This is a genomic window from Pseudomonas sp. VMV1, assembly GCF_056790235.1.
The window spans coordinates 121,417-140,882 of sequence record NZ_JBXGSE010000002.1 but is presented as its reverse complement, the minus strand read 5'-3'; the positions used below and the strand labels follow the sequence as shown (position 1 = coordinate 140,882).

The following is a 19,466-nucleotide window of genomic DNA, read 5'->3' as shown; positions in this document are numbered from 1 at the left end:
TCAGGGCGCCTTGGTCCCCGGATTGCCATGCTCCACGGTGCGCTCGGGCGACTGAGTGGCCGGATCGCTGCCGGGCGCGCTTTTCTGTACCACTTCGCTGCGCTGGGGCGGCGGGGTCTCCGGCGATTTGTCGCAACCGGCGAGTACCGCACTCAGGGTAAGCAGGGCCAGGCTGCTGGCGATGGGACGGAACATGGTCTTCTCCTCTGGGGTTTCAGGGAGGACCCCGGGATTTCCACGGACGTTCCCGCGCGGGCCAACGGCCAGCCGGCTGTCGGCCCTGGCGATCTTCCAGGCGGGCGGTGCAGTCGTACCTGCAGGACCGGTCCCTCCGGTCGCCCACCAGGATCCCACCATGTCCAGACCCACCCTCAGCCGCCTCGCCTTGGCCACGCTATTGACCGCCCTGCCCCTGGCACCTGCCGCCTTTGCCGCCGAGTCCAGCGCCAAGCTGGAAAAGGTCGCCAGCTTCGACCATCAGGTCACTGGCGTTACCGTCAGCGAGAACGGTCGGATCTTCGTCAACTTCCCGCGCTGGACCGAGGACAGCGAAGTCTCGGTAGCTGAACTCAAACCCGACGGTAGTTTGGTGCCCTATCCGGATCCGGCCTGGAACGGCTGGCGCAATGCCAAGCGCGATGAGCTGACGCCAGGCAATCACTGGGTGTGCGTGCAATCCGTGGTGGCCGACGGCCGTGGCAATCTCTGGGTCATCGACCCGGGCGCCCCAGCCCAGGCTCTGGTGGTGCCAGGGGCACCCAAGCTGGTGAAGATCGACTTGGCCAGCAACCAGGTGAGCAAGGTCTACGCGCTGGACGAGAGCGTGGCGCCCCAGGGCAGCTACCTCAACGACGTCCGTCTCAGTCCGGATGGCCGCCATGCCTACATCACCGATTCCGGCGCACGCGGGGCCCTGGTGGTGCTGGACCTGGACAGCGGCAAGGCGCGCCGCACCCTGGATGGCGATCCCAGCACCCAGGCCGAGAAGGGCGTCAAGGTCAAGGCCGACGGCAAGCCGCTGATGCGTCCGGATGGCCGTGGCGTGGAATTCTCCGCCGATGGTATCGCCCTTTCCCCGGCCGGTGACTATCTCTACTGGCAGGCGGTCAAGGGCAACACCCTCTATCGCATCGCCACCGCCAGTCTGCAGGGCGATGAGCTCGCCAGCCTGCCAGCCAAGGTGGAAAAGGTCGGCGAGAACGGCCCGGCCGATGGCCTGCTGATGGATCCGCAAGGGCGTCTCTATGTCAGCGCGGTGGAAGAGCATGCGGTGAAGGTCCGCGAGAACGGTCAGCTCACTACCCTGGTACAGGACAAGCAGCTGATCTGGCCGGACACCTTTGGCCGCGGCCCGGATGGCACCGTCTATGTCACGGATTCGCGCATCCCCGAGATGAATTTCTTTGATCCAAAACAGAAGCCGGCGCTGGAAACCGTGCTCTACAAGATCGTCCCCAACTGATGAAGAATGCCGCGGGCGCCTTGCCCGCGGCCCTTGCCTGCCCCAGCATGGGTGTTTTCGTCGCTGGAAATTCCCATGTCCCGCCTGCTGCCGCTGCTCTGCTGCCTGTTCCTCGCCCTGCCCGCCCATGCCGGTACCTACCTGCAACGCCTGCTGGACAAGCCCGTGCCGGGCGGCGTCGCCGTGGTCCCCATTCCGGGTGACGCGGCGCCGCGGGTGCGCTACCAGGGCAAGCCGGTGCTGGTGGTCAAGGATGGCAACGGCTGGGTGGCCATCGTCGGCATCCCCCTGGGCACCGCAGCAGGCCGCCAGCCATTGGAAGTCGTCGGCGCCACGCCCCTGGCGTTCACGGTTGGTAGCCGGCACTACGCCGAGCAGCGCATCACCCTGAAGAACCAGCGCCAGGTCACGCCCAATCCCGAAGACCTGAAGCGTTTCGAGCGCGAACTGGCCGAACAGCAGGCCGCCTACCGATTGTTCTCGTCCAACCAGCCCAGCAACCTGCTGTTGGACAAGCCCGTGGACGGTCCGCTCTCCAGTCCCTTCGGCCTGCGCCGCTTCTTCAACGGCCAGGAGCGTAACCCGCACTCGGGCCTGGACTTCGCCGTGCCTGCCGGCACCCCGGTCAAGGCCCCGGCCGCCGGCAAGGTGGTACTGGTGGGTGACTACTTCTTCAACGGCAAGACGGTGTTCGTCGATCACGGGCAGGGCCTGATCAGCATGTTCTGCCACCTCTCGCGCATCGATGTGCAGGTCGGTCAGGAGGTCCCGCGTGGCGGCGTGGTCGGTCGCGTCGGCAGCACCGGCCGCGCCACGGGTCCGCACCTGCACTGGAACGTCAGTCTCAATGACGTGCGGGTCGACCCGAGCATCTTCATTGGCGCCTTCAAGCCCTGACCGTAAGCAAACAATTGGTTGCAGTCGGGGGCATTGCCAGGCGTCCGGCGCTGGCTTAAAAGGGACGCCCTTCTCCGCCTCGACCTGGAACCGCCGCCATGACCCCAAGACCCCGCTTCGGCAGCGCCCTCGGCAGCATCCTGCTGGTCACCGCGGCCTGCTACCTGCTGGTGGGCTTCTCCCAGGGCTTCGTGCTGTCGGCCTGGTCCTGGCGCACCTGGCTGGTCTTCGCCGTCATGGTGACGATCTATCCGGTCGGCCTCTTCGCCGGCTGGTGGAAAAAGCGCGAGCTAGTGGAGCCCTAGGTTCCTAGCCCCAGCCGTGGCGGGCATAGGCCCGCTGGAGCCGTTCCTCTCGCGAATTGAACAGATCGCCGTCCGCCAGGCCGCTCGTGGCCAATAGCCGGTCCTCCAGCTCGGCCTGGCTTTCCAGCCGACCGTCCGGATGGATATGAGTGACCGCCAGGCCCCGCTGCCTCAGACAGGGCGCTACCAGCAATCCACGGTGACAGGTCAGGGGATCGCGCTCCGCGCACAGCAGGGCGATCCGCCAGCGTGCCTGGCCCTGCTCCAGGCGCAGCAGCCCCCGCTGAAACAGCGCACTGGCGGCCAGGCGGTCATAGCGCACCTGCCCATCCTCATAGTGCGCCGGATCCGGGCTGCGTGCGCCCAGCTCCTGGCCCAGGAACACATAAGCGATCCCGGCGGCCGCCAGCCCTTCGCGCAAGGCCTCTCGGCGATACTGGGGCACGTGTCGGCTATAGGGCTGCGAGCGCACATCGGCCACGGCCGTCACCTCCTGCGCCTGCAGCAGTTCGATATAGCGCGCCAGTGGGTGATTGGAATGTCCGAGGGTCAGGATCATCGCGTTTCAGCGTAAGGGATCGAGGCGATACAGGCCGCCAATGGGGCACTCCATCCGACTGCCCCGGGCATCGGTGGACACCAGGAAGTCGCCCGGACGCAGGCCAGCGGCCCGCGAGCGATAGCCCAGCCGATTGCCAGCGGCAAGATTACGACAGGGTACGGCGAAGTCCACCAAGTAAGCACGGCCAAGCCCGGTACCCAGCGCCAGATGCCCGGCATCCAGGTAATGCCAGCCGGAGAGATCGAACCCCAGGATGGTGTCCAGGGCAGCGCCCTGCCGATAGCCCAGGTCGGCCAGGCGATCATCCAGGGTCGGCGGACCGAAGGGACGCCCGGCGCACCCGGCGAGCAGCAGTGTCGCGGCGACAGTAAGAACAGCAGCTAAGGGACGCATGGATATCTTCCTGAAAGGGCTGAACCTATGACCGACCGCAGATGACGAATACGGCAAGCAGGGCCCAGCTTTGCTAACGTGGCGTCCGTAGTATCCCGTCAAGAGACCCCCTATGCCCACGGGCCTGACCCGACTGATCGACGACCTCGAAAAACACCCCCAGCTGCTCACCCTGGTAGCCTGCCTCGGCCTCCTGCTGGCCGCCTGGGTCCTCAACTGGATCGTCAAGCGCATCCTGGTGCGCGGCTTCTATCGCCTGCTGCGCAGCACCTCCTTCGGCCAGGATCACGAACTCAATCACCACAGGGTCATCGGCCGGCTGGCCAACATCGTCCCGGCCCTGGTGCTCTCGATCGGCATCGAGCTGGTGCCGGGTCGCCCCGACGCCCTGGTCACCGTGGTGCAGAACGTCTGCAGCGCCTTCATCGTGCTGACCATCGCCCTGGCCCTGGGCAGCGCCCTGAACATGGTCAACGTGCTCTATTCGCGGCGCCCTTCGGCGCGGCTCAAGCCAATCAAGGGCTACGTCCAGGTCAGCAAGATCGTCATCTACGCCATCGCGGTCATCCTGATGATCGCCACCCTGATCGACCGCTCGCCGCTGATCCTGCTCTCCGGCCTTGGTGCCATGGCCGCGGTGCTGCTGTTGATCTTCCAGGACACCCTGCTCTCCCTGGTGGCCAGCGTGCAGATCTCCAGCAACGACATCATCCGCGTCGGCGACTGGATCGAAATGCCCCAGCTCAATGCCGACGGCGACGTCATCGACATCGCCCTGCATACGGTCAAGGTGCAGAACTTCGACAAGACCATCACCACCATCCCCACCAAGAGATTCATCACCGATTCCTTCCGCAACTACCGCGGCATGCAGGAGGCCGGTGGCCGGCGCATCAAGCGGGCGCTCAACATCGACCAGAACAGCGTGCACTTCCTCAGCGACACCGAGCGAGAGCACCTGCACCGCTTCAACCTGCTGGATGACTACCTCACCGCCAAGGAACAGGAACTGGCGGACTGGAACCGCAAGCTGGAAAAGCGCGGCCAGGAGCCGGTCAACACCCGCCGGGTGACCAACCTGGGCACCTTTCGCGCCTATGTGGAACGCTACCTGCGCGCCCATCCCGGGGTACACCAGGGCATGACCCTGCTGGTACGCCAGATGCCGCTCTCCGGCGAGGGTCTGCCGGTGGAGATCTACTGCTTCACCAACACCACGGTGTGGGCGCAATATGAGGGCATCCAGGGGGACATCTTCGACCACCTGCTCTCCATCCTCCCGGAATTTGGCCTGCATGTGTTCCAGCACCCGAGCGGACGCGACTTCCGCGGGCGCCTGGAACCGCGCGAGGCCATGACCTCCCTCGGCGAACCGGGCACTCCGGTGCCCTGATCGCCCGCCCCCGGCCTAAGGAAAGACCATGATCATCGTCCACCACCTGAACAACTCCCGCTCCCAGCGGGTGCTCTGGCTGCTCGAAGAGCTTGGCATCGATTATCGGGTACAGCGCTACGAACGCGCCGCCGGCGGGCTGTTCGCGCCGCCGGAATTGCGCAAGGTGCATCCCCTGGGCAAGTCGCCGATAATCGTCGACGGCGACCTGACCCTGGCCGAATCCGGCGCCATCGTCGACTACCTGGCACGGCGCTACGGGCCGCAACTGCTGCCGGCCCAGGACAGTCCCGAGTTCGTGCGCTACACCTACTGGTTGCACTACGCCGAGGGCTCGGCCATGACACCGCTGCTGCTCAAGCTGGTGTTCGACCGTATCGCCACCTCGCCCATGCCATTCTTCGCCAGGCCCATCGCCAAGGGCATCGCTGCCAAGGCCACCGCGAGCTTCATCCAGCCCCAGCTGGACCTGCACCTGGACTACTTGGAAAGCCAACTGGGCGCCAGCGGCTGGTTCGTCGGCGACAGCTTCACCGCGGCCGACATCCAGCTCAGCTTCCCCCTGGAAGCCGCCGCCAGCCGCGCCGGCCTGGACAACGGCAAACGCCCCAAACTGGTGGACTTTCTCAAGCGCATCCACGCCCGCCCGGCCTATCAGCGCGCGCTGGAGCAGGGTGGGCCCTACGTCTACGCCTGAGGCTCGAACCCCGTAGGTTGGGCTGAAGCGGCTCCATCGCCGAAGCCCAACAGGCGCAGGGTGCCATGGTGTTGGGCTTCGCTGACGCTCAACCCAACCTACGCCGCATCCGGCTGCATCGATAGGTCCCCCTCTCCCCCTGGGAGAGGGCTGGGGTGAGGGAAGCCCCCATAGTGTGAAAAACCGCGCCAGCGTTTTCCACTGACGTCCCGACGTCCTTACCACGTCTACGCCTGAGGCTCAGACGCCGATGCCCGCACCCGTAGGTTGGGCTGAGGCGGCTCCATCGCCGAAGCCCAACAGGCGCAAGGTGCCTTGGGTGTTGGGCTTTGCTGACGCTCAACCCAACCTACGCTGCATCCGGCTGCCTCGCCAGGCCCCCTCTCCCCCTGGGCGAGGGTTGGGGTGAGGGTCCCATCCCTCACTGCCGCATCGGCATCCGATCGACCGTGCCGAACAAGGCCTTGAGCGACCACCCCTGCTCTTCGCTCACCTTGACACCACCATCCTTGCCCACCAGATAGAGCGTCGCCGGCTGCCCAGCGCGCGCGTCCAGCGCCTGGAGCAGCGCCTGGCTCTGTTCCGGGCGCAGCGGCTGGTCGTTGCGGCTGCCGGCGCCGGCCACCACGGTATAGAGCACCATGTCCCGTTCGACGAAGGCTTCGCGATTCGCTGGCTGCGCCAGTTCCTCGCGGAGCTTCACCACCTGGGCATCATTGGCCGTCGGCGCGACCAGGATCAGCGGTCGGGTCTGCCAGCGTTCCGCCTCCAGGGGGTTGTCGGACGCCTGGGCCGTCGAGACCAGACTGGCGATCAGGGTGGTCGCCAGGCCTACCAGCGCAAGGGTCTTCATGGACGCTTTCCTTCCGTTCGGTTGCCAAGAGTCGTCCAGCATTGACCTCGGTCCGGCGTCAGGGATCGCCCTGGCGATTTCGGGTTACACAAAAACCGCAAGTTTCGTTGTTCATAAATCACCAATAGGGAGCCCTACATAGCAATAAATGGTCGACTCTAGAGTCTATACGACCATTCCTGCCAATTTTAAAAAGAACATTGCGAGCACTACCCCGGGCGGACTAACGTTAGCCCCATGCACAACGCCCATACCCTCATCCTCCTCCGGCAGCACCGCTGCCTGCGACTGGTCAGTCCACGACTGCGAAGCTCGACCGCGCTCGCTTCGTAAGTCCCGACCACGCCCAAGGAAAGAATCGCCATGACCATGCTCCAAGATCCCTCGCAGAAGTACCGTCCCTTCACGCCCATCGCCCTGCCCGACCGTACCTGGCCGGACAAGGTCATCGACAAGGCGCCGATCTGGCTGTCCACCGACCTGCGCGACGGCAACCAGTCGCTGATCGAGCCGATGGACGCCGAGAAGAAGATGGCCTTCTTCAAGTGCCTGATCGCCGTGGGCCTGAAGGAGATCGAGGTGGGTTTCCCCTCCGCCTCCCAGACCGACTTCGATTTCGTCCGTGAGCTGATCGAGGGTGGACACATCCCCGACGACGTCACCATCCAGGTACTGACCCAGGCCCGTGACGACCTCATCGAGCGTACCTTCGAGTCGCTCAAGGGGGCCAAGCGCGCCATCGTCCACTACTACAACGCCTGTGCACCGAGCTTCCGCCGCATCGTCTTCAACCAGGACCAGGCGGGCGTCAAGGCCATCGCCGTGGCCGCTGGCCAGACCATCGTGCGCCTGGCCGCCGAGCGTCCGGAAACCCAGTGGGGCTTCGAGTATTCCCCCGAGGTGTTCAGCTCCACCGAGACCGACTTCGCCGTCGAGGTGTGCAACGCGGTGATCGCGGTGTTCGCACCGACCCCGGCCAACAAGCTGATTCTCAACCTGCCAGCCACCATCGAGTGCGCCACGCCCAACAACTACGCCGACCAGATCGAGTGGTTCGGCCGCCACATCGACCGCCGCGACAGCGTGCTGATCAGCGTCCACACCCACAACGACCGCGGCACCGGCGTCGCCGCCTCGGAACTGGCGGTGATGGCCGGCGCCGATCGGGTCGAAGGCTGCCTGTTCGGCAACGGCGAACGCACCGGCAACGTCTGCCTGGTGACCCTGGCGCTCAACCTCTACACCCAGGGCGTCAACCCCGAGCTGGACTTCTCCGACATCGACGCCGTGCGCAAGACCGTCGAGGAGTGCAACCAGCTGCCGGTGCACCCGCGCCATCCCTATGTCGGCGATCTGGTCCACACCGCCTTCTCCGGTTCCCACCAGGACGCCATCCGCAAGGGCTTCGCCCAGCAGAAGCCGGATGCGCTCTGGGAGGTGCCCTACCTGCCCATCGACCCGGCCGACATCGGTCGCGACTACGAGGCGGTCATCCGCGTCAACAGCCAGTCGGGCAAGGGCGGCATCGCCTTCCTGCTGGAACAGGAATACGGCATCAGCCTGCCGCGCCGCATGCAGATCGAATTCAGCCAGGTGGTGCAGCGCGAGACCGATCGCCTGGGCCTTGAGATGACCGCGGCCCAGATCCATGGCCTGCTCGAACAGGAATACCTGCAGGCCAAGAGCCCCTATGCGCTGGTCAGCCACAAGCTGCGCGAGGAAGACGGCACCTCCACCGTCGACATCAAGGTCGCCGTCGACGGTCGTACCGAACACTGGCACGGCACCGCCAAGGGCCCGCTGGAAGCCCTGGTCGCCAGCCTGCCCCAGGCAGTGGAGATCATGGACTACCACGAGCACTCCATTGGCGCCGGCGCCAACGCCAAGGCCGCCTCCTACATCGAGGTCCGCCTGGAAGGCCAGCGTCCCCTGCATGGCATCGGTATCGACGAGAACATCACCACGGCCAGCTTCCGTGCCCTGCTCAGCGCCCTGAATCGCGCGGTTACCCAGGCGCAGGCCAAGGCGGCCTAATACTGACATTCGTCAAACTTAAGGGAATGCCCGTCGGCGTTCCCTTTTTTTATGGCGCCTCTGCATCGATACTGGCCGCTTCGAGGAATTTCCGCTCCCGCCGTGCAGCGCCACGCCGAAAGCGGTCCGTTACGGACGGTCGATGAACGTATCTTCGCTTCGGGTTCACCCCGCCCTGGGTAGCGCCTTGGCACTCTGCGGCGTGTTCCTGATCGCTTCTCTGCTGTGCATAACGCTTGCCCGTCAAGATGCCAGTTCGGTGCCCACCCTGTGGTTACCCAACGGTCTGGCCCTGGCATGGCTGCTGCGCCGTCAGCCGCGAGAGTGGCCGCTACTGTCCATTGCGGTGGTAGCCGCCGCCGTACTGGCGGATCTGCTGAGTGGTGGAACGACACTGCATGGCCTGGGGTACGGCCTGAGCAGCCTGGCCGAGATCCTGCTGGGCGCCATGCTGTTACAGCGGCAACGTCTGGCGTTCGATCGCAACATCGCCGCCATGGGCCGCCTGCTTATCCATGGCGTTCTCCTGCCGCCCCTCCTGGGCGCGGCCCTGGGCACCCTGGTCATGCATCTGACAGGGGAGAACGAGTGGCTGACCGTGGCCGTCCACTGGTACATCGGTGACGCGCTGGGCCTGCTAGTAGTACTACCATTGGCCTTTCTACAGTGGCCGTTGACCTTGACGGTCTTCACCCGGCACGGCCTCGGGGAGTTTGTCGCGCTCCTCGTGCTGAGTCCGTTGCTGGCCATCTGTATCCTGAGTTACCTGCCCTATCCCTTCGTCTATCTGGCAATGCTGCTGTTGATGCTGACCATGCGCCTCACGGTAGAGGGTACGGCGCTCATCGGTGGGCTCAACATCTTCCTGCTGGGCAATCTCATTGCCTACGACCATGTCATCGATCTGACGGGCGCATCCCTGGTTACCCAGGCGCTCACCTATATCCCGGTGGCGCTGATGCAGATCCCCCCGCTGCTGCTGGCGTCCGCGGTGCAACAGAGTCGCCATCAGCATCAACGACTGCTGCGCAATCAGGCACGCTATCGGCACGCCATGCAGACGGCGCCCTATGGGATGGCGCTGGTGTCCACCCAGGGCCTGTTATCGGACGTCAATCCGGCTCTGGAAAGCATGCTGGGTTACTCACGCCATGCCCTCGAAGGCCAGCCACTGGGCGACCTGCTGGCCGAGCCCCATGTCGAACCCGACCTTGGCGAGCACGAGCAGACGTTGCAACTCCGCCACCATGACGGCCACGCCCTATGGGTGATGATGGCCTGTTCGCCCGACCACGACGACCAGGATCTGCTGACGGGTTATCTGCTGCAGGTTCGTGATATCGATGCCGAGCGGCGCGCCGATGAGATCAATGCGCACCTGCGCGAGCGCTTGCAACTGGCGATTCGCGCCAGCAACGTCGGCATCTGGGAGTGGGACAGCCGCAGTCGTCAGTTCATCGCCGACACCAAGGTCCATCAGCTCTACGGATTGCCGCTGATCGATGGCTATCACGAACTGACGACCTGGATCGGGGCCTTGCATCCGGAGGATCGCGAGGCCTCCATGACCCTCTTCCGCGAGTCGATCCGTAACCTTTCCTCCTACGAGCACGAATTCCGCATCGTCCGTCCGGACGGTGTCGAGCGCCGGATCCTCTCCGAAGTGATCGCCATCGAAAGCAGCGAGGGCCACTGCCGCATGGTCGGCAGCAACCGCGACGTCACCGAGCACCACCGGTTGACCACGGCACTCTACGAAGAAAAGGAACGACTGCAGGTCACCCTCGCCTCCATCGCCGACGCCGTCCTGACCACCGACGTGGACGGTCGCGTCCTCTTTCTCAATCCGGTCGCCGAGCAGCTGACCGGCTGGTCGCTGGCGGACGCCCAGGGGCGGCCCCACGAAGAGGTGTTTCTCATCCACGACAGCCAGAGCGATGCGATCCTGCCCAGCCCGGTGGCCCGCTGCCTGCGCGACCAGACCATCACCTCGCTGGACGAAGGCGCCGTGCTGCTCAGCCGGCACGGTGAGCGACACGAGGTACAGGATTCCGCAGCGCCGGTGCGCACGGTGGATGGCCGCATCATCGGCGCGGTGCTGGTATTCCAGAACGTCACCCATGCGCGCAACCTGCAGCGCGAACTGAGCTACAACGCATCCCACGACACCCTCACCGGCCTCTTCAACCGCCTGAAGTTCGAGCAGGAACTGGACGCCGCCTGGCAACAGGCCCAGGCCGGCACCACCCAGCACGCGCTGTGCTTCATCGACCTGGATCGCTTCAAGGTGGTCAACGACTCCGCTGGCCATGCCGCCGGCGACCTGCTGCTGCGCGAGCTGGGTACCCTGCTGCGCGACTCCCTGCGCGGCTCCGATGCCGTGGCGCGCATCGGCGGCGACGAATTCGCCCTCTTGCTGCGTGACTGCGATCTGGTGCAGGCCGAGGCCGTTGCTGAAAAGCTCATCGCCAGCATCGGCGCCGTGCGCTTCAACTGGCAGAACCGGGTCTACGACGTCGGCGCCAGCGCCGGCATCGTCGCCATCACCGCCGAGACCCGCAGCCCCGCCGAGCTGATGAGTCAGGCCGATGTGGCCTGCTACACCGCCAAGCACGCCGGGCGCAATCGCGCCGCGCTCTATCGGGCCGGCAGCGAAGATGTGGAACGCCAGCACCGCGAGATTCTCATGGCCAGCGGTCTGCGCGAGGCCCTGGAACAGCATCGCTTCGAACTGCACGCGCAGCCTATCGTCGCCACGCGCGACAGTGGCCGCGACGAGCAGCATGTCGAACTGCTGCTGCGCCTGCGCGACGTCCAGGGCCAGCTGATTTCCCCGGCCACCTTCATCCCGGCCGCAGAACGCTTCGGCCTGATGAGCAACATCGACCGCTGGGTGGTGCGCCAGGTATTGATCGAGCTGGTGCCCTGGCTGCAGGCGCGTCCCCAGCTGCACGTGGGCATCAATCTCTCGGGCAACAGCCTGAGCGACCCGGGCTTCCTGCCCGAACTGCTGGAGCTGATCGCCGCCTCGCCGCTGGATCCACAGCGCCTGCTGTTCGAGCTGACCGAGACAGCGGTCATCAACAAGCTGTCGGTGGCCTCCGCACTCATCAGCCAGGTACGCGAACGCGGCTGCCGCATCGCCCTGGACGACTTTGGCGCGGGGCTCAGTTCCTTCACCTACCTGAAGCACTTCCGGGTCGACTACGTGAAGATCGACGGCAGCTTCATCCGCAATCTCGATCAGGACCCCCTGGATCGCGCCATCGTCGAGTCCATCAACCAGGTCGCCCATCACCTGGGGGCCGAGACCATCGCCGAGTTCGTCGAATCCCGGGCCACCTTCGAGCTGCTCGGTACCATCGGCGTCGACTACGCCCAGGGCTATGCGCTCGGCAAACCCATCCCCCTGCTGGAGTGGTCAGGGCCGCCGCGTCTCGAACCTTGAGCCGCGGCCATCGGTCGTAACCTGCATGTCTTCCCTATCCAGATGAGGATCCCATGCAAAAACGTACCCTCGGCCACTCCGACCTGCAGGTCCCGCCCCTCTGCTTCGGTGGCAACGTCTTTGGCTGGACGCTGGACGAAGCCCAGTCCTTTCGTATGCTGGACACGCTGCTCGACGCCGGCCTGGATTTCATCGACACCGCCGACGTCTATTCGCGCTGGGCGCCAGGCAACCGTGGCGGCGAGTCCGAGACCCTGCTCGGCAAGTGGTTCGCCCGGAGCGGCAAGCGCGATCAGGTGATCCTGGCCACCAAGCTGGGCATGGACATGGGCGAAGGTCGCAAGGGCCTCAAGGCGAGCTATGTGCAGGAAGCGGTGGAAGCCTCACTCAAGCGCCTGCAGACCGATCGCATCGACCTCTACCAGGCGCATTGCGATGATCAGGACACGCCCCTGGAAGAGACCCTGGGGGCCTTCGCCCGTCTGGTGGAACAGGGCAAGGTGCGGGTGATCGGCGCCTCCAACCATGGTGGCCAGCGCCTGCGCGAAGCGGCCCAGGTCGCCGAGCGCCTGGGCGTGCCGGCCTACCAGAGCCTGCAGCCGCACTACAATCTGCACGCGCGCAAGGACTACGAGACCGATCTGGAGCCGGTGGTCCAGGAGCTCGGCCTGGGCGTGATCAGCTACTTCTCCCTGGCCAGCGGCTTCCTTACCGGCAAGTACCGCACCAAGGATGATCTCCAGGGTGCACGAGCAGAGATGGTCAAAGGCTATCTGGACGAACGCGGCATGGCCATTCTCGCCGGTCTCGACGAGATCGCCGAAAAGCACGACGCCACTCCCGCCCAGGTCGCCCTGGCCTGGCTGATCGCCCGTCCGAGCATCACCGCCCCCATCGCCAGCGCCACCTCCCAGGCCCAGCTCGACGACTTGATCGCCGCCACTCGGCTGCAGCTGCCCGCCGATGACATCACCCTGCTGGATCAGGTCAGCGCCTATCGCGAATGATGCGCCCAGGCCCCGCTGCAGACTCCTATCGCGGCCATGCCGGTGCGCCATAACGGCCGCTCCTACCATTCAAGTTCCATGTAGGAGCGGCCCATGGCCCCGATGACTGCAACCGGAGATATGAAGTCAAGACGTCAGTCTTGACCTTGCGAGCTCACGGATAGGAGCGCCTGCCCAGATAACCCCCTCTCCCTGCGGGAGAGGGCTGGGGTGAGGGCAACATCTCTCACCCAGCGCCAGTGGAAAAGGCTACGCCGTTTTCCACGCTACGTATCAGGTGGAGGCTGCCGAAGCCAAACGCCTGCTCGGATAACCCCTCTTCCTCCGGGAGAAGGCTGGGGTGAGCGCAACATCTCTCAGCCAGCGCCAGTGGAAAAGACTGCGCCGTTTTCCACGCTACGTATCAGCTGGAGGCTGCCGAAGCCAAACGCTAGCTTGGATAACCCCCTCTCCCTCCGGGAGAGGGTTGGGGTGAGGGCAACATCTCTCAGCCAGTGCCAGTGTAAAACGCTACGCCGTTTTCCACGCTACGTATCAGCTAGAAGCTGCCGAAGCCAAACGCCTGCTCGGATAACACCCCCCTCTCCCTCCGGGAGAGGGCTGGGGTGAGGGCATCGCGATCCGCTACCGCACATAATCCAACGGCAACGCCGTGCTGTACTTGATCTGCTCCATGGCGAAGCTGGAGCTGACGTCCAGCAGGCCGGGTACCTGAATCAGGCGCTTGTAGACACCGTCGTAGGCGGCGATGTCCGGCACCACGATGCGCATCAGGTAGTCGGTATCGCCGGCCATGCGATAGAGCTCCACCACCTCCGGAATGGCCGCCACCGCCGCATGGAAGCGCTGCAGCCAGTCCATGGCGTGCTGGTTGGTGCGCACCGAGACGAATACGGTCACCCCCACATTGAGCTGCCGTGGATCGAGCAGCGCCACCCGGGCACGAATGACGCCCTGCTCCTCCAGCTTCTGGATACGCCGCCAGCAAGCGGTGGTACCCAGGCCGATACGTTCGGCGATATCGGCCACTGGCCGGGTGCTGTCTTGCTGTAACACCTCAAGAATGGCGCGATCGAAGCGATCCATGGAATATTTTTCTCTAAAGCGGCCTTCTCCTGAAATTATATTCGCACCCGACAACCAACAAGCAGCCAGAAAGCAAATTTCTTCGAGGCTCGTGGCGTTAGCCTAGACACATTCAAACGCCCGAGGCCGCCATGGACGCTTACCCCCTGTATTTCGATTACGCCGCCACCACCCCGGTCGACGAGACCGTCATCGAAGCCATGCTCGGCTGCATGGGTCGCGAAGGCGTCTTCGGCAATCCTGCCTCGCGTGGTCACGCCTTTGGCAGCGACGCCCAGCGCGCCGTGGACAATGCCCGCCTGCAGGTAGCCGAACTGGTCGGCGCCCGTCCCGAGCAGTTGATCTGGACCTCCGGCGCCACCGAATCCAACAATCTCGCCCTGCTTGGCGTGGCCCGCCGCCGAGGCCATGGCCATCTCATCACCAGTTGCCTGGAACACCGGGCGGTCCTGGACACCGCAGCTCAACTGGAAGCCGAGGGGTTCGCCGTCACCTACCTGACCCCGGACGCAGCAGGTCTCATCACCCCCGACGCCGTCGCACAGGCTTGGAGGGAGGACACCTGCCTGGTTTCGCTGATGTTGGTGAACAACGAGCTCGGCACCCTGACCGACATCAACCATATCGGCCAGCAGGTCCGTGCCCGGGGTGCCCTCTTCCACGTGGACGCCGCCCAGGCCACCGGCAAGGTCGCCATCGATCTGGCCAGCCTGGAGGTCGATCTGATGTCCTTTTCCGCACACAAGACCTATGGCCCCAAGGGCATCGGCGCTCTCTATGTCGGTCCGCGTGCCGAAGGCGCCTTGCAGGCGCAGATCCATGGGGGCGGCCATGAGCGCGGGTTGCGCTCAGGGACCCTGGCCACTCACCAGATCGTCGGCATGGGGACCGCCTTCGCCCTCGCCGGCCAGGCCATGGCGCGGGAGAACGAGCGTCTCGGCCAGTTGCGCGAGCGGTTCCTGGCCGGCGTCCAGACCTTGCCCGGCATGCAGCTGAACGGCTGCGCCCGGCAGCGCATCCCCCATACCCTCAATCTGACCTTCGCTACGCCGCTCGACACCGCGGCGCTGCAGCGTCAGCTAGCCTTTTCCACTACGTCGGCCTGTAGTTCGGCCAAGGCGGCGCCCTCCCATGTATTGCTGGGCCTGGGCCTGAGCGCCGAGCAGGCTGCGCGCAGCTACAGATTCAGCCTGGGCCGCTACAGCAGCGAGGCGGACGTGGACCAGGCCGTCGCCCTGATCCACCAGCACGCCGCCCAGCCAGCGCCCTTCTGGGCCTGATCAGGCCAGGTGGAAGACGTCGGCATCGCGCTGCGCCGGAAAGCGCTCGCGATAGGCTGTGAGGGCGGTAGCCGAGAGCGTCGTGTGGAAGATGCCGGCTACTGCGCCGGCTTCCGCCAGGGGTTCACCTTGGAAGTCCAGCACCTGGCTGTCACCGGCATAGGGATGGCCATTGCCGTCACTGCCGATGCGGTTCACCGCCGCGACATAGCAGAGATTCTCGATGGCCCGCGCCGGCAGCAGCCGATTCCAATGCCCACGCCGAGGCGCTGGCCAGTTGGCCACGTAGAGCAGCAGGTCGGTATCGTCCTGAGCGCGACTCCAGACCGGGAATCTCAGGTCGTAGCAGATCAGCGGCCGGATCCGCCACCCCTTGAGCGTCAGCACCAGGCGCTGCTCGCCAGGCGCGTAATGCTCGTGCTCACCGGCCATGCGAAAGAGATGACGCTTGTCGTAGTGCAGTAGCTCGCCTTCGGGCGTCGCCCACAGCAGCCGGTTGCGATGCCGTCCATCTTCATCCTGCACGATCAGGCTGCCCGTCACCACGGCGCCGATCCGCCGGGCCTGTTCGCGTAGCCAGACGGCGGTCGGCCCATCGGCGGGTTCAGCGAGGGCCGCCGACTCCATGGAAAAGCCGGTGGTGAACATCTCCGGCAGGATGACCAGGTCGGTCTCTCCTACCCGTGCCAGCAGTTGCTCGAAGTGAGCACGGTTGGCGGTAGGATCGTGCCAGACCAGTTCAGTCTGCAGCAGCGCCAGGCGCAAGTCCTGGCCGGGGGTCAGATCGCGCATAGCCGCTCCGCTGCCTGCCGCAGGGTGTCTTCGCGCTTGGCGAAGCAGAAGCGCACCAGGCGCAGGTCCGCGGGCGGCGCCTGGTAGAACACCGACAGCGGAATGGCGGCGACGCCGTGCTCGCGGGTCAGCCATTCGGCCATGGCCACATCGTCCAGATCCGGGCGAATGGCGGAATAGTCGACCACCTGGAAATAGGTGCCGGCGGCGCGCTGGAAGCTGAAGCGCGAGTTGCCTAGGAGGTCGCAGAAGAGATCCCGCTTGGCCTGGTAGAAACCCGGCAGTTCGCTCAGGTGCTCGGGATGAGCGGCCATGAAGTCGGCCAGGGCACCCTGGATCGGCGTAACCCCACAGAAGCTCACGTACTGGTGGACCTTGCGCAACTCGGCCGACAGTGCTGGCGGCGCCACCACATAGCCGGTCTTCCAGCCGGTGACGTGATAGGTCTTGCCAAAGGAACTCACCACGAAGGCGCGGGCATAGAGCTCGTCATGGGCGATGACGCTGGCATGGCGCTCGCCGTCATAGACCAGATGCTCGTAGACCTCGTCGCTGACCAGATAGAGATCACGACCGCGAATCAGGTCGGCCAGGCGGTCCAGTTCCGCCGCGCTGACCAGGGCCCCGCTGGGATTGTGCGGGGTATTGAGCACGATGGCGCGGGTGCGGGGGCTCAGGGCCGCCTCCAGCGCCGCCCAATCGATGCCGAAGCCTGGCAGCGCCAGGGGCACGTGCACACAGCGCCCACCCGCCAGCTGCACCGAAGGCTCGTAGCTGTCATAGCAGGGATCGAAGACGATGACCTCGTCACCTGGCCGCACCAGCGTCTGCAAGGCGCAGAACAGCCCCTGGGTGGCCCCCGGCACGATGGTGACCTCGGCGTCGGCATCCACCTCACGGCCATAGAAGTGGGCGACCTTGGCGGCCACCTGCTGGCGTAGCGCCGGCAACCCGGTCATGGGTGCGTACTGGTTGTGCCCGGCCGCCACATGGCGACCGACCGCGGCCAGCAGTTCGGCGGGTCCGTCGAAGTCGGGAAAGCCCTGGGACAGATTCAGCGCACCGGTCTGGGCGGCGAGCTGGGACATGCGGGTAAAGATGGTGACGGCGAGGTCGGGAAGCTTGCTCTGGATCATCGCGCGGGCACGGGTCTGGTTGAAAAGACCAGCAGCCTGCGATTTTTTCCCGGCGAGGGCAAGAGAGGCAGCTTGGAAAGGGAGCGGTTCGGTTCGCGCGCCCAGCTAGACGCTCGACCAACGCTCATCGCGGCCATGGGCCGCTCCTACAGAAGCTCGAATCCTGTAGGAGCGGCCCATGGCCGCGATCAACAGAACCTCGGGTTCCGTAGGAGCCGGACCGCCATACCCTAAATAGGGCAAATCACCTAGCGTGGAAAACGGCGCAGCCTTTTCCACGGGTGAAGCCGCGGGGCCGCCCTCACCCCAACCCTCGCCCACAGGAAGAGGGGGTAGCTCAGTGCATCCGGTCGCATCAGCGCACCGCCATAGCCGCGATGAGGATGTCCACCGAGATGGGCTCAGGTAAAGGCCCTCATCCAGACATCCCCTCTTCCTCTGGGAGAGGGGATGTCTGGATGAGGGTCACTGCACAGCCCTTTCCACTGGAGCATCACTACGGGAATGCTGACAGAGCTCCCAAAAGAAAAAGGGGGCTATCAAGCCCCCTTCCTTTCGCAGCGTCCTACGGTCTAGCGCCGCTTGTCCTTGCGCTTCTTCTCGGCCTTCTTGTGGTGGCTCATCAACCGGCGCTTCTTGTTGACCTGGCGCTCGGTGAGGGTGTTCTTCTTGCCCTCGAAGGGGTTCTCGCCACCGCGGTATTCGATGCGAATCGGCGTCCCCACCAGCTTGAGCACCCGGCGATAGGTCTTTTCCAGGTAGCGGGTATAGGACTTGGGCACCGCATCGGTCTGGTTGCCGTGGATGACGATCAGCGGCGGGTTGGCACCACCCAGGTGGGCGTAGCGCAGCTTGATACGCCGGCCACTGACCATCGGCGGCTGGTGCTCCTGCACCGCATCCTCGAGGATCTGGGTCAGGCGGCTGGTGGGCCAGCGGGTGGTGGCCGAGGCGAAAGATTGCTGCACGGACTTGTACAGGTGCCCCACACCGGTGCCATGCAGTGCCGAGATGAAGTGGATGTCGGCGAAGTCGACGAACAGCAGGCGGCGCTCCAGTTCGGTCTTGACGTAGTCGCGCTCGCCGGACTCCATGCCGTCCCACTTGTTCAGGGCGATCACCAGCGCGCGGCCGGTCTCCAGCACGAAGCCGAGCAGGTTGAGGTCGTGCTCGACCACCCCCTCGCGGGCGTCCATGACGAAGATCACCACGTTGGCGTCCTGGATCGCCTGCAGCGTCTTGACCACCGAGAACTTCTCGACCGCCTCGAAGACCTTGCCGCGGCGGCGCACGCCAGCGGTGTCGATCAGGGTGTAGCGTTCTTCGTTGCGCTCGAAGGGGATGTAGATACTGTCGCGGGTGGTGCCGGCCTGGTCATAGACGATCACCCGCTCTTCGCCGAGCATGCGGTTGACCAGGGTCGACTTGCCCACGTTGGGACGGCCGATGACGGCAATCTTGATGCCGGTGGTCTCGTCGATGCCCTGGACGCGGCGGAAGACGTCACCGCCCTCTTCCGCGGCGGCACGGACCTGCTCCTCGGAGAGCTCCTCGACTTCGACCTCGTCCTTGGGAAAGACACCCAGGGCGGCTTCCAGCAGGTTGTTCACGCCACGGCCATGGGCTGCTGCGATGGGATAGGCATCGCCGATGGCCAGGGGGCTGAATTCCGCCCGGGCGATATCCGGGTCGACGGTGTCGACCTTGTTGGCCACCAGGAAGGTGCGCTTGTTTCGCTTGCGCAGGTGCTCGGCGATCATCTGATCGGCGACGGTCATCCCTTCGCGGGAGTCCACCAGGAACAGCACCGCATCGGATTCTTCGATGGCCTGCAGCGATTGCTCGGCCATTTTCAGGTCGATGCCTTCCTCGTCACCGGAGATACCGCCGGTGTCGACCACGATGTAGGTGCGCCCCTGCCACTTGGCTTCGCCGTACTTGCGATCACGGGTCAGGCCGGCGAAGTCGGCGACGATGGCATCGCGAGTCTTGGTCAGGCGGTTGAAAAGCGTGGATTTGCCGACGTTCGGCCGCCCCACCAGGGCAATTACGGGAACCATGCGGCTCTCCCAGAGCAGAAAACACGATGGCCGCTACCGAACTTCACGGTAGCGGCCATCG

17 protein-coding genes are annotated in these 19,466 nt (G+C 65.0%); 9 read left to right on the top strand and 8 right to left on the bottom strand.

Annotated elements, in window-relative coordinates; all coding sequences use genetic code 11:
• Positions 1-195, bottom strand: a complete 195-nt coding sequence (locus tag ACUCV0_RS06160; protein WP_271655673.1) for a hypothetical protein — start codon at positions 193-195, stop codon at positions 1-3.
• 160 nt (positions 196-355) lie between these two features.
• Between ACUCV0_RS06160 and ACUCV0_RS06155 the strand changes: the two genes are divergently transcribed.
• The 3 genes from ACUCV0_RS06155 to ACUCV0_RS06145 all read left to right on the top strand — a co-directional run bounded on the left by ACUCV0_RS06155 (position 356) and on the right by ACUCV0_RS06145 (position 2,664).
• Entirely contained in the window at positions 356-1,462 is a 1,107-nt protein-coding gene (locus ACUCV0_RS06155; RefSeq protein WP_482212302.1) for an L-dopachrome tautomerase-related protein, read from the top strand.
• A 75-nt stretch (positions 1,463-1,537) separates the two neighbouring features.
• Entirely contained in the window at positions 1,538-2,359 is an 822-nt protein-coding gene (locus ACUCV0_RS06150; protein ID WP_313649737.1) for a peptidoglycan DD-metalloendopeptidase family protein, read from the top strand.
• A gap of 98 nt (positions 2,360-2,457) precedes the next feature.
• The gene (locus tag ACUCV0_RS06145; protein WP_313649738.1) at positions 2,458-2,664 is read left to right on the top strand and encodes a hypothetical protein; all 207 of its coding nucleotides are present in this window, start codon (positions 2,458-2,460) and stop codon (positions 2,662-2,664) included.
• A 4-nt stretch (positions 2,665-2,668) separates the two neighbouring features.
• Here ACUCV0_RS06145 and ACUCV0_RS06140 read toward each other — a convergent pair whose 3' ends face one another.
• Together ACUCV0_RS06140 and ACUCV0_RS06135 are read right to left on the bottom strand one after the other, a co-directional pair.
• Positions 2,669-3,223: a DUF488 domain-containing protein gene (locus ACUCV0_RS06140; RefSeq protein ID WP_313649739.1), complete on the bottom strand. Its 555-nt coding sequence runs from the start codon at positions 3,221-3,223 to the stop codon at positions 2,669-2,671.
• A 6-nt stretch (positions 3,224-3,229) separates the two neighbouring features.
• Complete coding sequence (locus ACUCV0_RS06135; protein ID WP_059315814.1) at positions 3,230-3,619, bottom strand: DUF6491 family protein; 390 nt, start codon at positions 3,617-3,619, stop codon at positions 3,230-3,232.
• A 112-nt stretch (positions 3,620-3,731) separates the two neighbouring features.
• Between ACUCV0_RS06135 and ACUCV0_RS06130 the strand changes: the two genes are divergently transcribed.
• Positions 3,732-5,012, top strand: coding sequence for a mechanosensitive ion channel family protein (locus ACUCV0_RS06130; RefSeq protein ID WP_482212301.1), 1,281 nt, complete (start codon positions 3,732-3,734; stop codon positions 5,010-5,012).
• 28 nt (positions 5,013-5,040) lie between these two features.
• A complete protein-coding gene (locus ACUCV0_RS06125) occupies positions 5,041-5,709 on the top strand; it encodes a glutathione S-transferase family protein (RefSeq protein WP_323149586.1) in 669 nt (222 codons plus the stop codon).
• 421 nt (positions 5,710-6,130) lie between these two features.
• On the opposite strand, the gene ACUCV0_RS06120 is transcribed toward ACUCV0_RS06125, so the two are convergent.
• On the bottom strand, positions 6,131-6,562 hold the full coding sequence (locus ACUCV0_RS06120) for a DUF4174 domain-containing protein (protein ID WP_482212300.1): 432 nt from the start codon (positions 6,560-6,562) through the stop codon (positions 6,131-6,133).
• A 363-nt stretch (positions 6,563-6,925) separates the two neighbouring features.
• Here ACUCV0_RS06120 and leuA point away from each other — a divergent pair, with 363 nt between their 5' ends.
• From leuA to ACUCV0_RS06105, 3 genes are all read left to right on the top strand, one after another.
• The gene (gene leuA, locus ACUCV0_RS06115; protein ID WP_271655679.1) at positions 6,926-8,596 is read left to right on the top strand and encodes a 2-isopropylmalate synthase; all 1,671 of its coding nucleotides are present in this window, start codon (positions 6,926-6,928) and stop codon (positions 8,594-8,596) included.
• A gap of 142 nt (positions 8,597-8,738) precedes the next feature.
• Positions 8,739-12,044: an EAL domain-containing protein gene (locus ACUCV0_RS06110; RefSeq protein WP_454253489.1), complete on the top strand. Its 3,306-nt coding sequence runs from the start codon at positions 8,739-8,741 to the stop codon at positions 12,042-12,044.
• A 53-nt stretch (positions 12,045-12,097) separates the two neighbouring features.
• A complete protein-coding gene (locus tag ACUCV0_RS06105; RefSeq protein WP_482212299.1) occupies positions 12,098-13,051 on the top strand; it encodes an aldo/keto reductase in 954 nt (317 codons plus the stop codon).
• Positions 13,052-13,675: 624 nt separating this feature from the next.
• On the opposite strand, the gene ACUCV0_RS06100 is transcribed toward ACUCV0_RS06105, so the two are convergent.
• Positions 13,676-14,137 carry an Lrp/AsnC family transcriptional regulator gene (locus tag ACUCV0_RS06100; RefSeq protein WP_059315821.1) on the bottom strand — a complete coding sequence of 154 codons (462 nt, stop codon included), beginning with the start codon at positions 14,135-14,137 and terminating at the stop codon, positions 13,676-13,678.
• Positions 14,138-14,268: 131 nt separating this feature from the next.
• On the opposite strand from ACUCV0_RS06100, the gene ACUCV0_RS06095 reads away from it, so the two are divergent.
• On the top strand, positions 14,269-15,417 hold the full coding sequence (locus ACUCV0_RS06095; protein WP_313648871.1) for an aminotransferase class V-fold PLP-dependent enzyme: 1,149 nt from the start codon (positions 14,269-14,271) through the stop codon (positions 15,415-15,417).
• Here the strand turns inward: ACUCV0_RS06095 and ACUCV0_RS06090 are convergent, their stop codons facing one another.
• From ACUCV0_RS06090 to der, 3 genes are all read right to left on the bottom strand, one after another.
• Positions 15,418-16,209 (bottom strand): amidohydrolase, encoded by a 792-nt coding sequence (locus ACUCV0_RS06090; protein WP_313648869.1) that lies wholly within the window; start codon positions 16,207-16,209, stop codon positions 15,418-15,420.
• A complete protein-coding gene (locus ACUCV0_RS06085; protein ID WP_323149146.1) occupies positions 16,197-17,345 on the bottom strand; it encodes a pyridoxal phosphate-dependent aminotransferase in 1,149 nt (382 codons plus the stop codon). The genes ACUCV0_RS06090 and ACUCV0_RS06085 overlap by 13 nt, the downstream gene beginning before the upstream one ends.
• Before the next feature lie 572 nt (positions 17,346-17,917).
• Positions 17,918-19,405: a ribosome biogenesis GTPase Der gene (der, locus tag ACUCV0_RS06080; RefSeq protein WP_059315825.1), complete on the bottom strand. Its 1,488-nt coding sequence runs from the start codon at positions 19,403-19,405 to the stop codon at positions 17,918-17,920.
• Positions 19,406-19,466: the final 61 nt, after the last annotated feature.

Bases quoted from the DNA above. Each gene is read 5' to 3' on its own strand.
- ACUCV0_RS06160 (WP_271655673.1), bottom strand. From the start codon at position 195: ATGTTCCGTCCCATCGCCAGCAGCCTGGCCCTGCTTACCCTGAGTGCG.
- ACUCV0_RS06155 (WP_482212302.1), top strand. From the start codon at position 356: ATGTCCAGACCCACCCTCAGCCGCCTCGCCTTGGCCACGCTATTGACC.
- ACUCV0_RS06150 (WP_313649737.1), top strand. From the start codon at position 1,538: ATGTCCCGCCTGCTGCCGCTGCTCTGCTGCCTGTTCCTCGCCCTGCCC.
- ACUCV0_RS06145 (WP_313649738.1), top strand. From the start codon at position 2,458: ATGACCCCAAGACCCCGCTTCGGCAGCGCCCTCGGCAGCATCCTGCTG.
- ACUCV0_RS06140 (WP_313649739.1), bottom strand. From the start codon at position 3,223: ATGATCCTGACCCTCGGACATTCCAATCACCCACTGGCGCGCTATATC.
- ACUCV0_RS06135 (WP_059315814.1), bottom strand. From the start codon at position 3,619: ATGCGTCCCTTAGCTGCTGTTCTTACTGTCGCCGCGACACTGCTGCTC.
- ACUCV0_RS06130 (WP_482212301.1), top strand. From the start codon at position 3,732: ATGCCCACGGGCCTGACCCGACTGATCGACGACCTCGAAAAACACCCC.
- ACUCV0_RS06125 (WP_323149586.1), top strand. From the start codon at position 5,041: ATGATCATCGTCCACCACCTGAACAACTCCCGCTCCCAGCGGGTGCTC.
- ACUCV0_RS06120 (WP_482212300.1), bottom strand. From the start codon at position 6,562: ATGAAGACCCTTGCGCTGGTAGGCCTGGCGACCACCCTGATCGCCAGT.
- leuA (WP_271655679.1), top strand. From the start codon at position 6,926: ATGACCATGCTCCAAGATCCCTCGCAGAAGTACCGTCCCTTCACGCCC.
- ACUCV0_RS06110 (WP_454253489.1), top strand. From the start codon at position 8,739: ATGAACGTATCTTCGCTTCGGGTTCACCCCGCCCTGGGTAGCGCCTTG.
- ACUCV0_RS06105 (WP_482212299.1), top strand. From the start codon at position 12,098: ATGCAAAAACGTACCCTCGGCCACTCCGACCTGCAGGTCCCGCCCCTC.
- ACUCV0_RS06100 (WP_059315821.1), bottom strand. From the start codon at position 14,137: ATGGATCGCTTCGATCGCGCCATTCTTGAGGTGTTACAGCAAGACAGC.
- ACUCV0_RS06095 (WP_313648871.1), top strand. From the start codon at position 14,269: ATGGACGCTTACCCCCTGTATTTCGATTACGCCGCCACCACCCCGGTC.
- ACUCV0_RS06090 (WP_313648869.1), bottom strand. From the start codon at position 16,209: ATGCGCGATCTGACCCCCGGCCAGGACTTGCGCCTGGCGCTGCTGCAG.
- ACUCV0_RS06085 (WP_323149146.1), bottom strand. From the start codon at position 17,345: ATGATCCAGAGCAAGCTTCCCGACCTCGCCGTCACCATCTTTACCCGC.
- der (WP_059315825.1), bottom strand. From the start codon at position 19,405: ATGGTTCCCGTAATTGCCCTGGTGGGGCGGCCGAACGTCGGCAAATCC.